The organism is Bifidobacterium goeldii, from assembly GCF_003951095.1.
Lineage (GTDB): Bacteria > Actinomycetota > Actinomycetes > Actinomycetales > Bifidobacteriaceae > Bifidobacterium > Bifidobacterium goeldii.
The window spans coordinates 265,300-278,820 of sequence record NZ_QXGL01000001.1 but is presented as its reverse complement, the minus strand read 5'-3'; the positions used below and the strand labels follow the sequence as shown (position 1 = coordinate 278,820).

Annotated in this window: 13 protein-coding genes and 1 tRNA gene; 11 read left to right on the top strand and 3 right to left on the bottom strand. The window is 54.6% G+C overall.

The features are described 5' to 3' along the window. Genes D2E25_RS01270 through D2E25_RS01245 form a run of 6 tightly spaced genes read left to right on the top strand, consistent with a single transcriptional unit; the run spans position 1 to position 8,120 of the window. Positions 1–3,306 (top strand): phage tail tape measure protein, encoded by a 3,306-nt coding sequence (locus D2E25_RS01270; RefSeq protein WP_125979239.1) that lies wholly within the window; start codon positions 1–3, stop codon positions 3,304–3,306. Next, positions 3,303–4,100: a hypothetical protein gene (locus D2E25_RS01265; protein ID WP_125979238.1), complete on the top strand. Its 798-nt coding sequence runs from the start codon at positions 3,303–3,305 to the stop codon at positions 4,098–4,100. Before D2E25_RS01270 ends, D2E25_RS01265 begins: the two co-directional genes overlap by 4 nt. Before the next feature lie 6 nt (positions 4,101–4,106). After that, positions 4,107–5,405, top strand: a complete 1,299-nt coding sequence (locus D2E25_RS01260; RefSeq protein ID WP_125979237.1) for a hypothetical protein — start codon at positions 4,107–4,109, stop codon at positions 5,403–5,405. Further along, complete coding sequence (locus tag D2E25_RS01255; protein WP_125979236.1) at positions 5,405–5,839, top strand: hypothetical protein; 435 nt, start codon at positions 5,405–5,407, stop codon at positions 5,837–5,839. The genes D2E25_RS01260 and D2E25_RS01255 overlap by 1 nt, the downstream gene beginning before the upstream one ends. A 21-nt stretch (positions 5,840–5,860) precedes the next feature. Then, complete coding sequence (locus D2E25_RS01250; RefSeq protein WP_125979235.1) at positions 5,861–6,787, top strand: hypothetical protein; 927 nt, start codon at positions 5,861–5,863, stop codon at positions 6,785–6,787. Between the two features lie 10 nt (positions 6,788–6,797). Beyond that, positions 6,798–8,120, top strand: a complete 1,323-nt coding sequence (locus tag D2E25_RS01245; protein ID WP_125979234.1) for a phage baseplate protein — start codon at positions 6,798–6,800, stop codon at positions 8,118–8,120. Here D2E25_RS01245 and D2E25_RS10855 read toward each other — a convergent pair. Further along, on the bottom strand, positions 8,117–8,407 hold the full coding sequence (locus D2E25_RS10855; RefSeq protein WP_420897313.1) for a phage baseplate protein: 291 nt from the start codon (positions 8,405–8,407) through the stop codon (positions 8,117–8,119). The genes D2E25_RS01245 and D2E25_RS10855 overlap by 4 nt on opposite strands. 668 nt (positions 8,408–9,075) lie before the next feature. On the opposite strand from D2E25_RS10855, the gene D2E25_RS01240 reads away from it, so the two are divergent. From D2E25_RS01240 to D2E25_RS01220, 5 genes are read left to right on the top strand one after another with little or no spacing between them, the layout of a single operon-like run. Continuing rightward, positions 9,076–9,471, top strand: a complete 396-nt coding sequence (locus D2E25_RS01240) for a hypothetical protein (RefSeq protein WP_125979233.1) — start codon at positions 9,076–9,078, stop codon at positions 9,469–9,471. 25 nt (positions 9,472–9,496) lie between these two features. After that, complete coding sequence (locus D2E25_RS01235) at positions 9,497–9,976, top strand: hypothetical protein (RefSeq protein WP_125979232.1); 480 nt, start codon at positions 9,497–9,499, stop codon at positions 9,974–9,976. A gap of 21 nt (positions 9,977–9,997) precedes the next feature. Beyond that, entirely contained in the window at positions 9,998–10,330 is a 333-nt protein-coding gene (locus tag D2E25_RS01230) for a hypothetical protein (RefSeq protein ID WP_125979231.1), read from the top strand. Between the two features lie 56 nt (positions 10,331–10,386). After that, positions 10,387–10,791 carry a phage holin gene (locus tag D2E25_RS01225; protein WP_125979230.1) on the top strand — a complete coding sequence of 135 codons (405 nt, stop codon included), beginning with the start codon at positions 10,387–10,389 and terminating at the stop codon, positions 10,789–10,791. After that, a complete protein-coding gene (locus tag D2E25_RS01220) occupies positions 10,784–11,464 on the top strand; it encodes an endolysin-like domain-containing protein (RefSeq protein ID WP_125979229.1) in 681 nt (226 codons plus the stop codon). Before D2E25_RS01225 ends, D2E25_RS01220 begins: the two co-directional genes overlap by 8 nt. A 354-nt stretch (positions 11,465–11,818) precedes the next feature. Here D2E25_RS01220 and D2E25_RS01215 read toward each other — a convergent pair whose 3' ends face one another. Together D2E25_RS01215 and D2E25_RS01210 are read right to left on the bottom strand one after the other, a co-directional pair. Further along, on the bottom strand, positions 11,819–12,970 hold the full coding sequence (locus D2E25_RS01215) for a helix-turn-helix transcriptional regulator (protein WP_125979228.1): 1,152 nt from the start codon (positions 12,968–12,970) through the stop codon (positions 11,819–11,821). A gap of 231 nt (positions 12,971–13,201) precedes the next feature. Then, positions 13,202–13,275, bottom strand: a tRNA-Leu gene (locus D2E25_RS01210). Positions 13,276–13,521 lie beyond the last annotated feature (246 nt).

The window sequence follows — 13,521 nt, the reverse complement described above, 5'->3', positions numbered from 1 at the left end:
ATGAGCGGATTGAACCGTGACATCACTATTCGTCTGCTCGCAGACACTAGCCGATTCAGCGCAGGCATGGCCAAAACCAGTGCTGAATCAGACAAGCTCGCCACTACACTCGAATCCTCTCACGCCGGCACTAAACTCCTCACTGCAGGACTCGCAGCAGCCGGCGTGGCCGCCAGTGCATTCTTCGGCGCTGCAGTCAACATGGCCGCCGAATTCGATGCCAGCATGTCTACCGTGCAAGCCAACACGGGTGCGTCCGCCGACGAAATGGACAAACTCCGTCAAGCCGCCATCGATGCAGGCGCTGAAACCGTCTACTCCGCTTCAGAATCCGCTGATGCGATCAACGAACTTGGCAAAGCCGGCATGAGCACCACCGACATCCTCGCCGGTGGCCTGTCCGGTGCGCTCAACCTCGCAGCCTCCGACGGCATGGAAGTGAGCGAAGCCGCCGAACTCATGAGCTCGGCTATGGCCCAATTCAACCTCACCGGCAAAGACGCAACCACCATTGCCGACGCACTCGCCGCCGGCGCAGGCAAAGCACAAGGCTCCGCCCACGATCTCGGCTACGCTTTGCAGCAATCCGGCATGGTCGCCAACAGCTTCGGCATTTCAATGCAGGAGACGGTCGGCACACTCACCAGCTTCGCTAACGCTGGCATGATCGGCTCCGACGCTGGCACCAGTCTCAAAACCATGCTCATCGCGCTCGCGAAACCATCCACCAAGGCTGCGAATACGATGGAAGAGCTTGGCATCAACGCGTATGACGCGCAAGGCAATTTCGTCGGCCTCGCAAACCTTGCTGGCCAGTTACAGACGAAAATGGGTGACTTGACCCAAGCAGAACGCAACCAGGCGTTGGCTACCATTTTCGGCAACGATGCTATTCGTGCTGCAAACGTCCTATACAACGAGGGTGCTGACGGTATTCAACAGTGGACTGATGCAGTATCTGATTCAGGATACGCGTCCGAACAGGCTGCTGCGAAAAACAATAACCTGAAAGGTGATCTCGAAAACCTCTCCGGTTCCATGGAAAGCCTCATGATCAACATCGGCGAGGCGGGCCAGGGTCCTATGCGCTCACTGGTGCAAACGTTGGATATGCTCGTGGATGGGTTCGGCCAGCTACCACAGCCTGTGCAGCAGGGTGTGATCCTCATGGTTGCGGCTGCAGGTAGTGCGACCGCATTGCACGCGGCATTGAAACCATTGAATTCGAGTACGAGCGGTTGGGCGAGCTCACTTGGCCTATTGATTGACCCATTGCAAAGGGTTGCTGTTGCTGCCCCCCAATTAAAAGATGGATTCTCCATGTTGGGAAGCACTGCGGCAGCGAGTTTTAAATCCCTCGGCTCTGGCACTCCGGTTATTGGCGCGTCTGCGGCGGCAATGAGCGGTTTGAAAAGCATTGGTAGCGGCGTCGTAAGCCTTCTCGGCGGCCCTTGGGGTATCGCACTAACCGCGGCGACGGTCGCATTGGGCGTGTTCGTGCAATCAACACAAGCGTCGCGAAAGCAAGTTGAAGGATTAACTGACGCGCTGAAAAATGGGTCAGACGCTAGCGAGTATTTCGAAAAAACACTCAACGACCCCTCTGGTTCGAGCAATACCAGCACATGGCTCGCACGCTTGGCCACTGGGTATGACAATCTCTGGCAGGCAGTCGATAAGACTGGGATTTCGCACAAGAAATTCATCGCAGCCATCAAGGGTGATAAAGACGCTTATGACAGTATCCAAAAAGCCCTCAACGATTACGCCGCATCCGCGTCACACTTTGACACGACCGCTGGCACAGTCAACAGTGGTCTCGCTGAACAGCAAGCAAACTATCAAAACGCTATCGCAGCAGCCAAAAACGCTGCCGACGCCGACAAACTCGGCGCACAAGCCAGCATGGAAAAAACCGCAGCGCTCCTTACCGGTAATGATGCGCTCGCCACACATGTGGATGCGACTACGGAAGCAGCTGACGCCGGTACGATTCTTGAAGAATCGTTTGGTGCGACGACTGACGCAGTCAATGAGCAGAGTGCGGCGTTAAGTGAAGCGGTTGACGCGTTGAAAACCTATTACGGTTTTGCTCTGTCCGAGTCGGACGCGACGATCGCCATGTACAACGCGTTCGATAAAGCGTCTCAGAGTGTGCAAGAGAATGGTAAAACGCTTGATCTCAATACCAAGCAGGGGCGTGATAATCAGAGCGCACTGAATGATTTGGCGGAAAGCGTGATTAAAGCCGCTCAGGCACAAGCAGAGAACGGTGCCACACTCGACGAAGTGAACGCGACGCTTGATTTAGGTCGTAAACGCTATGAGGAAATCGCTCAAGCCATGGGTATGACGCCTGAAGCAGCGGAGGCTGCTGCAAAAGCATCCGGTCTAACCGGTGAAAGCTTGCAGCAGGTCGCACAACAGGCCAGCACGGTCCCGCAAAAGGTTGAGGATGCGAAAACAAGCTTGACTGACCTGGGATTGACCGTGCAACACTTGCCAAACGGTGAAATCAAAATCACCGGTGACAATACTGAAGCACTCAAGTCGATCGAAGCCGTAAATGGTGTCAAGATCGATGATAAAACCGGTACACTCACCCTTGACAAGCACGCATACGACACTGCTCTAGCGTTAGCGAATGGTGCGAAAATCGATGAGAAAACCGGCAAACTCATCGGCGACAACAGTGATTTTTGGAAGAAAATCGCTGAAGCCAACGGGTGGAAAATCGATGAGAAAACCGGGTACATTACCGCTGACGACGGTCAAGCATTAGCAGTCATTCAAAACCTGAATAACATGCAGATCGCTGACAAGTACTTCCAAATTCACGGCACATATGTCGATGAAAGTGGCGGCCAGTACTCATCGAGCGGATACCGACCTAAAGGAGCGACCGGTAATATTCCCACCGGCGCCACCGGCGGCCTGTACACCGGCCGTGAATTCACCCCTGGATATGCGTCAGGCGGTATCGTCAACGGGCTTGTCTCAGGCCCGGGCACAGGTACGTCAGATTCCATCTGGCTGACAAACGCACGAATCGCTAACGGCGAATTCGTACAATCCGCAGCCGCAACCGAATACTACGGTCCTGGATTGATGAGCCTACTCAACGAACGCAAAATCCCACGCGACATGCTCCTAGCCTCACCAGCAAACACAGCAAACACCACACCAGCGCGCACACCCGCCAGCAACGTGCAAGTCACAATCAACGTGACCGGCACGCCTGACCCGACGGTAACCGCTATGAAAACATTCGAAATATTCCGTCAACGGATCGGAGGCACCGTATGAGAGTCACCCTCACCCCCCGAACCCAACCATCGAATGCACTCATACTGGTAGACGCCGCCACCAAAAACATCAACCCACTCAACCCACAGCCAGACGTCGAAGCCGTCCTCGACGTCAACAGCCTGTCAGACGGCTGGTATTCCAGCCTCGAACCAGACGTTGACGACATGCCCATCCCCGCATGGCACGGTAGCTGGCAACCCTCATTCATCCGGCTCAAACGCCGCACCGTCACCCTCAAAGGCCACCGGCGTCGCGCACCCGACACCCACGGACGCGACACCAGCACCCTCGAAGACGCCGACTTCAAAGACCGCCTCAACGCGCTCGCTGGTGAACGGGTGCGTTTGGAGGTTGAGGATGATCATGGGTATCGGTGGGCTGACGGGTATGTGGGCGCGTCGATCCCGTATTCGTCAGATATGGGTTTCACGGTGTTTTCGATTGTGCTCGTGTTGGAGCCATTTAAGCATGGTGTTGCAGCAGTGTTTCCGGTTAAGGGTGGGCGTGTGCATGTGGAAAATCATGGTAGTGCGCCCAGCTGGCCGATTATTCACGCTGCGAATCCTAATGGATTGTCGTTTGTGAATGTGTCGGATGGTGTGCATCAAGTGTCGTGGCGGGGGAGCGGTAAACCGGTGTCTGTTGATTTGGATTATGCGCGGCTTGCTCCGAGTGCAGGGCGTATGAATGCGAATGATACGGTGCCGGTGCCGCCTGGCGGCTTGGATTTGTGGGTGTCGGCGGATGCTGGCAGTACGCTCACGGTGTCGTGCGCGCCAAGTTGGAAATGAGGTGTGATGTTTCGACTGGAAGCGTATGACACACAATATGGCACGCATTTAAACACTCGCCCGATCCCGGTTGTATCCTGCTCGTGGTCACAGTCTTGGAATACGGCAGGCTCGATGAGCGTCACCATCGCTGTTGGTGAAGCCACGCAAGGCATTGACCTGAACGAGCTGTTGGTTGAGCAGTACACGCTACTGGCGTTAATGGATGGGGATCAGATCATACATGCTGGGCCGATCCTTGAAGCGCCTGAATGGGATGCTGAATCACAGCAGCTCACGATTAAATGCGGTGGTGGGTGGAGTCTGCTTGATTGGCGGCTCGTGCTTGACCCGCGACTTAATGAGCGATCCTATGAGGGCAGCATTGAAGTAGATGAAGACAATCCCAGTGGCGAATGGGTCCTTGGATACGGTGGTAGCGCCGGTGACATTGCGAAAGCGTTGATCGGTCTCGCCCAACAATGGGGACGCTTATGCGTTAATGTCCCGGTCGGTTTGACTGAACAGCCCGGCATAGAACCATTATCCGTGAGCGCGTACGCGTGGGAAATGAAAACCATCGGAAGTATGCTTGATGATCTCATGAGCATGGAAACCGCTGGCCAGTTACGGTTTGACCCGAAACTTGACGCGGATGGTCGTTTTAGCTGGCAGACCCGTTGGGCGCGCACCGGTATCGTCGATCACTCGTACTTGTGGAATACGCTACAGCCTGACTCGCGGATTGTGTTGCAAGGTGTGAGCGGCGGCGGTACTCCCATTGCTACGCAAGTGTGGGCGACCGGTGGGCGCAGTGATGGGCGTATCCTCATCACACGCGCAGACGATGAATCCAGTGCAAGCGGCATGCTCTTGCAGGCCGGTAATGCGAGTAACACGAATTCATTGGCCGCGTTACACGCGTATGCGCGTGGCACACTAGCCGCGTCTCGGCGTGATCGTACTTGGAAACTTCGCGTAGGACGCGAACACCAAGTACGTGTCGGTGATCATATCGATTTGCGAGTCCAAGACGAGTACGTATACGAACGGAATCGCGACGGACAGCATACCAGCACACTCATTGCCTTAGTAGTCACGGACGTGTCTGGCAATATCTCAGACGATTATCTCGATGTGCAAGCACGCCAACGCGCTACGTCAGTCAATGGTGTACGCCCGGGCAATTCGAATCCGATGACATGGCTTGCATCTCGCCTTGACCGGCTTCAATCCGACGTGGCAGCAGCATTAACCCCCGTCGTGGTACGCCGCCCAACAGTGGCGCGCATGACTACTACACGTCTTACAGCAGAGGAAACCTGATGGCAGTTTTAGAAAAACCCTATGCGCGCGGTGACTTCTCATTCCCTCGCGGCATGGATTTCAGCTGGCAATTCAACTGCCAGCGTTCTATCGACGGTGGCAAAACCACAAATCCCCTTGATTTGAGCGGTATCACCGTACGCGTGCGCCTGCTCGATCTCGCAGACAATATACTCCTTGACAAGCCAGTAGCAGCCGCGACCGCCACCGGGCAAATCATCGCCACACTCACCGCATCAGACACCAACAGCAGCGAATGGCAAGGCCGACGACGCGGCGTCTGGCAAATCTACGGCGTACAACCCGACGGCGAAGCACTCTCATGCACTTGGACAGGCGCAAACACCACAGCCCACAGCATCATGCAATCCATACCAGACCTTGAATCCGGCAAAACCGAACTCTACGGCTGGGGGTACTGGAATGCGTTCTAATCAGAAGAAAGGAATGCACTGATGGCATCCACACAAATCCTCGACACCTACAGCGAAGTAACCCTAGCCGGCGTCGCCGCCGGATTCGGCAAAATCAACGCCACCGTCACCAACACATCCGGCACACCAAGCGTCAAAGCCACCATGAGCGGCCCAGACACCGCCAAAGACATCACCCTCGAATTCACTAACCTCAAAGGCGACAAAGGCGAAAAAGGTAACACCGGAGACAGCGCCTACAAAGCCGCACAACAAGCCGGCTACAAAGGCACCCAAGACCAATGGGCCAAAAGCCTACGCTTCCAAATCAACACCCAAATCACCGACAAAACCAAACTCCCTACCAGCGGCCTCTACACCGGCTACCGCGCCCAAACACTCGACGACAAGCATGTGTATGAGTACAACGGGTCCGCGTGGATGGACTTGGGGCCGCTCGCCGCGAATTATGAGGCACGCCAAGTCTTCAGCGTCAAAGTAGGGGATAGCGGCCGCGCATGGTTTGATCGACGAGGCTGGGAGGTTGATTGTTGGATTACTTTCAAGCCCTTCACCAGCGCGAGCATTAGCAGTGATTTGCTTGATGATCTGCTTGCCCCGCAAATGCCAGGCCTTTTCCCCACGGTCACGGTAGGAACAGCATTATCAATCCCGATCGGCGACACCATGCCAGCATTAGACACGAACGCCATAGGCCCCCAAATGATGCTGCAAATCACCGACAAGCTCATCCTGACACGCGTTGACACAAAGACTGCAATGCCCGCCCTAACAAGCGGGCATCTTTACTATATGCATCTGCATTATCGGGCTACCAACGAAATGCTCGAAAGTAAGCCGGTCTACTTCACCCAGGCACTTAATAGTGATGGTACTGGCGCAGTACTTACCGACATGTACACCTACGCAACCGACAGCGGCATCAGCTACCTCGTCGTTATCAACTAGGAGACCCACCATGGCAAACAACCAAGAATTCCAAACTATCGCCACCAACTGGATCAAACCAGACATCCTCACCAAACCACTCCCAACCGCCAACAACACCACCCAAACCACCCGAACAGACGGCGCGCTCGCTATCGTGTGCACGAACACTGCAAAAGACGGTTGGGTGCAACCGTGGAATAACACCACTGCCTCAGGAATGCCCTCCGGCGACAAGATCGGTGTGCTGCTGCTCAGTCCCGACGATGGACTGACACCAATGGGCGGCGCGAGTCTCGATAATGGAGTAATTACTTGGCTGCGAGGCAGTTCAGCAGGCTACCAGCACGCGTTAATTATTCGAGCAGCCAACCTAGCCAATGTTCGATTGCATGCGCCAGCAAACGGCCGAGGCCTGGTCGTCCTCAAAATCGGTTTGTTTGATTTGGCTAGCTGGGAGCAAATGCAACAGCGTGAAATCATTTACTTCGACGGTGGTGGCATCACCACAGGCGGTAATGATTCATACACGCTGCCGCCAGCAACAACCAGTATTCGCGGTGGTGTGATTATCGGCGACGGCTTAACCGTCGACGTCAACGGGCGCGTATCCACGCTCGTGAAAGACCTTCCTATCGCTACCCAAGATACGCCGGGTGTCATCAAAGAAGGCAAAGGTGTAGACATCACTGCTAACGGCACTCTCAATGTCAAGCTTGGCCGAAACCTGAATTTTGATGAAAGCGGCGCTATCGAAGCCCCCGACATCACACCACCAGACCTCTCGGACTACTACACGAAAACCGAAACCGACGGCCGGTATTACACCAAGACCGAAAGCGACGCGAAATTCTTGCCGGCAGACACGGACAAGTTTTACTCGAAGACCGAGGCGGACGCGAAGTTTGCGACGAAGAGCACGGAGGGTACTGACCCGAATCTTACGGCTGCGATAAAAGCGTACGCGCTGGAATTCTTGTTCCCGGTGGGTGCGATTTATGCGACAATGAAGAATACGAACCCTGATCAGTTCATCGGGGGGTCATGGCAGCAAATCGCTACAGATCGTTTCCTCGTCGGCGCAGGCAGAAGTTACGCGGCGTCAGCCACAGGCGGCCGCTCAAGTGTCACCCTTGGAATTGCTAACATTCCTAAGCACCAGCATTCTCTCACCCTAGAAATGACCAGTAACGGCGGTAAAACCGATACGGTCGCCGGTGGTATGGGTGCTGGTAAAGGCAGTAAGGGCATTTTCTACACGAGTTTCGCCGGTGGTGATGGCAATGGCAACACGCAGCCTTTTAGCATTCTTCCACCGTATACGGCTGTGTATTTCTGGCAGCGAATTGCTTAGGCCGTCCTCTGCCAGAAATAGACCGCCTTGTAAGGCGGCATGATACTAAACGCCTGACCTCCGCCGACATGAGTGGTCTGTGCATTCAGTAGTGTCGTGCCAGTGCCTTGACCGGCGCTAACAGAATTGTTGCTGCCTGCATTCTGTCCGCTGACTTTTACGTCTAGCGTGTGCTTGTGGGATGGCATTTCGTTAATAGTTAGCGCATGTGTGGCTGAGCCGCCTTCGTTGCCGGCAGTATATTTACTGCCCGCACCGACAAGAAAGCGGTCTGTAGCCAGCTGAATCCATGACCCCCCGATGAACTGTTAAGGGGTCAACTTATCCACATTTTTTTGCCGCTCTTGTTGGGCGGTTTTTTCATATCCAAAGGAGGAAAGTATGCGTATTGGCAATTTTTTCGCTGACCCGGGTTTTAAACGATTATCCGATTTTGTAACGAAGGTGAATGATGTGACGGTGACCGGCGCGGATTCGGGTGGTGAGCATCTTGTTGTGATGCCGACATCCGACGCGAGCGGTCACGCCGCCATCGAATTCCCATTCACCACGCCAGGCACTTACGAATTCCACGTAAATGCTTATACGCGTGACACGAGCGTGGGCTCGCGCATCGATAACGCATGGATTCGTGTCGGGTATATCGGCGCTGACGGTAAATGGGCATGGCTGGCGAATATCAGCGGCTTAGTTAGCGACCAGGTAGTGAGTCTAACGAACGTGCTGACTGTTCCAGATGGCGTGCAGCGCTTGCGGTTTGAAGTGGCGGCTGGCAAGAAGACGGGTTGTAATACGTCAATTACTGATCCGGTCTTATGTACTTCGGAAGGATGGAAGAAGTTGCAATCATATGAGTTAAGCGAATTGTCCTCAAGTCTGACGCCGATAATCGAGGGGGGGAGTCTCTTAACGCTTCTCCTCGTGTGGCTAGCCTCTACGATTGGAGGCTGGCAGCATGACGTGCATCAAGAATATTGCATTATCCCCGAAATCGTTCACTGGGTTCAGCAGCAACGGCACAATCATCCCGATCAGCCCGGTCACGGCCGGTACTCCGCTGGTGTTGCGCGTGAGCGTGTGGAAAACGTGGACGGACGTGGAGTCCAAGGGATTCATGATCACGTGTGGGGGCACGACCATTACGGAAGCGGACTTGCCCAAGGCGAACATTTGGACCATCACGCCTGCGAAAGATGCGGATTCGATCACGTTCACCGCGTTGAACGACGGCAAATACTGGCGGGCGGACAACCTGTGCGTGTGCACGGCCGACGATTGGAAGGCCCTGCAAACGTACAGCCTGCCCAAGGACACGTTCAACAAGGGCACCATGCCTATTATCGCCGGTTGACCGTCTCCCAGTGGGAGGTGGCAGCATGAGCGACCGCACGAATTATTTTCCGAATCCTCGCGGCCGCTCATGGCTCATGCAGCCAGCCGAATTGATTGACGCGACTTTCATGGCTTGGAGTGACGCACAACCTGGGTTTGCGCTGAAAAATAAAACCACCACCTTGGGTGCGTACGCTCGATTCCGGCTTACCTTGCCTGCGGGTAGCAAACTGGTTTTGCTCTCGCAGGCGGGTGCTGCATCCGAGTCTGATACGTATCGCGGCGCGGTCATCGAGATCAGTGATAGTAGCGGCAATATTCTTGCGAAAACCGCTGACTATGCCAGCAAACAACTATTGCGGCTTGAGTTTACTGTGCCTGCTGACGGTGCGATTGACGTGAAATTCCGCGGTAAAGCCGGCGAAGAAACCGTCACTGCTTTTTATTTCACGCGCATTGTGTCAGCCGGTGAGGATGAAGCGTTTTTCGACATGGAAACCCAGCCGATTATTCATTTTCAATGAGGAAGGAAAGAAGGAAATGTTTTGGATGACTTAATTATCGCCATTGCGGAATGGGCGCTGGTGGGTGTGTTGGGCGTGATCGCTACCGCTTTATGGCGGCAACTCAAACGCATGAAGATCGAGATGGATGCTTTTAAACGCGGCATGCAAATGCAATTGCGTGGCGAGCTGATTGAGCTACATCGAGTGTGGATCGTGGACAAGGGTTATATGCCTGTGGAAACGAAACGTTTCTTTCACGATATGTTTTGTGCGTACGAGGATCTAGGCGAGAATGGCGTTATTTCCGCATTATATGAGGACGTGAAACGCGCTCACGTCGCACCCGATCCTGATGAAGATTCTGAAGAGTAATTAAACCGCATTCCATCATGGGGTGCGGTTTTTCTATATTTACAAAGGAGAAAATTATGGCAGATCACGCCAATATCGTTAACACCACTACTCCCGGCTTGAATACTGAGCGCGTCAAGTCTATTGTCCTCCTGCTCGTGCAGCTATTTAGTGTTGTCCAGACCGGCTTGAGTATTGGCGGAATCTCACAGCTGCCGTTTACTACCGATCAGGTATCTACCGCCATCACTGGCGTCATCGCCGTTGCTACATCTATCTGGGCATGGTGGCGCAACAACAGCATCACCGAAGCCGGATATTCCGGCAAGCAGCTCACCAACGGTATTAAAAATGGTGCTTTGGAGCAGGTGCAGGGCGTCTCGATGATGCCGACCACAGTCACGCAGATCACCCCCGCCGTCATCGAAAAATATACGACCGACGCGGCGAAGACGGACGAGAAGGACGCAGACAATGCCTAGTCTCACGAAGCTCACCGAGCGAATGCGCTACTGGTGCCAGTCCGTGAGCCTCGGCTACGACCAATACAACCGCTGGGACATTCGTCCCGGCGGTGAATGTGATTGCAGCAGTCTCGTGATCTGGGTGTTGCGTGAGGCTGGCTTCGACACTGGTAACGCAAGCTACACCGGCAACCTCAGCGCCAATCTCATTGCTCGCGGCTGGAAACGCCTCCCCAACAACGGTAATCCACAGCCGGGTGACATCCTGCTTAATGATGTGCATCACGTCGCCGTGTACTTGGGTGGTGGCTTGCTTGCTCAAGCGTCCATCGATGAGCGCGGGCGTGCTTACGGGGGACAGGCCGGCGACCAAACCGGCTACGAAACCAATGTCCGAAGCTACTACAACTACCCGTGGAACTGCTATCTGCGCTACACGGGTACTACTACAGACACTAATGACACTCAGGAGGATACTGATATGAGCATGGCTTGCATTATCCAGCCAAACGACGAATCAAGGCTCATTTATTTCGATGGTACTAAATGCCATAATCTTACCCACCCGGATCAGGTGACGGCTTTACAGACGGTAGCCCAGCAGACCATGGGCAAGCAGCTACCTGTCTTCAAGCTCGGCACTAAGTCGGCGCCATTCGCGACGCGCCTTCTACAGGCAGTCGGACAGTAATAAAAATCGTGCTGCTCATCTCTCCACACGAAGTGTGTGGAGGCAGCACGGCAGTGCGTGGAAAACACTGCTGTCTTTCAAGTATCCACTAGCGCCCCGCTCAACGTGCAGGTTAAATGCCTGTGCTGAGCGGGGCGCTTTTCTGCGTTTGAGCAAACCCCGCGTATAATCAGACTTGCCCATGTTTCCCCACCCTAGTGGGGGTGACCCCGTGAATAGGCGGGTTTACGTAGTGTTCCCCACCTCGGTGGGGATGACCCCGTGAATAGGTGGATTTACGTGGTGCTCCCCGCTATGGCGGGGGCTGATGGCGGCCTGTGTATTTCGCACCGGCCGCCATTTCTCATTCTTGGCTCATGCCATCCGATACCGTGTCTGCGGCGTGTTAATGTCCTCATCGTCGAGCCGAAATACTTCCGGCGGTTCCACGAATTGCTTCGCATCGATGCGCAACCCCCGCCCGATGATCGTACTGCCGCCGAGGTTACCGCGTCGGCCGAGTTCGATATATCGGTCATCCTCCCCAAAGCCTAGATAGATGTCTGCGCACTGATATGAGCGTTCCATATGCTTGTCGCCCGGGTACCAGATTTTGCATGCTAGCCACACTTGAGTGCGGGTGACTCGGGTGACGATCAGCCACATGGTGCATTCATCGTCCATCGGATACCCGGTACCTGGGGTGAAGGCGCGCACTCCGCCTTTGCGCGGCCGGTCGATCATCCACTGATCGATTGTTTCACGCTTCCATCCGGCTTTAGCGTACTGGCTACGGGTGCCAATAATCACATCCGGGGCAGGTAGGTCGCCTGGATGCGGCTCGCCGTCTAGGCGGTGAGCGCGCGCGGTTTTATGGTACTGGCGGGCGGTCGCGTCACTGATGCCGGCGATGACGGCCACGTCATGTAAGTCAAGGAAGTGGAGACGGTGCAGGTCGGCTGCATCTTCGTCTTCCGTCGTGGTCGGCTCCTCGTTCTTATGGGCGGCGTGGGTGGCCGGCTGCTGCGGTGCTACGGTCTTCTTAGTCTGGCGGGCAGCAGCAACGCGGGTCATGTACGCTTCGAGGCTATCCTCCCATTCGGCATAGCGCGCATTGTATTCAGCCCATTCCGCTTTCGCCTGCTGCTGCTCGGGAGTGAGTTCCACTGGCTGACGGCGACGACGACCGCGGCCCGGGATGATCGGGGATGATTCCGGCTTTGCTGGCTGTGGGTGGCTGGCCTCGAATGCTTTCTTGTCTGCGATAACCTGCTGGCGGATAGCTTCCATCTCGTAACCGTTGACGATCTCTTGGTTATCTGCGTTGAAGTGGCCCTTGCACCAGTCGATGATTGTGGCGGCGTCGGCGCATTCGGAGAGGCGCTCGGCTTTGAGCGCTGCGAGGCGACGACGGTAATAGGATTCGTCACGGTTGTCGGCAGTGGCGTGGAGCTTGGCAACGGTTTCCTCACGCAGGGAGGCGGCGTAGGTGATCTGCTTTTCGGTGCCGGTGGTGATCTCCTGCATTTTGTGTCCTTTCCTTGATGACACTTCTATATTACCAACTTGGTAGTATAAAGACAAGTCGACACACCTAAAAAATATGCCAAACCCATCGATTCGTGCCCACATTTTGCCCACATTTTTTATGAAATTGGATGAAATAGGATGAAATAGGATGAAATAGGATGAAAGACGAAAAAGCCGCAAACCCTTGTGAGAGTAGGGTTTGCGGCTTTTTCCAATGATTAAAAAGAGTGCCCTCGGTGGGACTCGAACCCACACTGCGCAGATTTTGAGGCTGCTTCCTCTACCAATTGGGATACGAGGGCTTTTCGCAACGATTGGATAGCTTAGCACAGTTTTTCGCTAACGTCGCATTGGCGTGCCGTTTTTGTGAGTTACGGCGTGTCTACAGCATAAGTAGGAGTTGACAATGCGATTCTCGCTGGGGAACGTTACGGCAGCAAATGCAAACGTTGACGTTGGATATTGGATTCAATACTGCGAAAGTGTTATGCTAAAAGCCAACATGCGTGCGAACGTTTTCATTACAAAACATGAGCACATATGCTTGT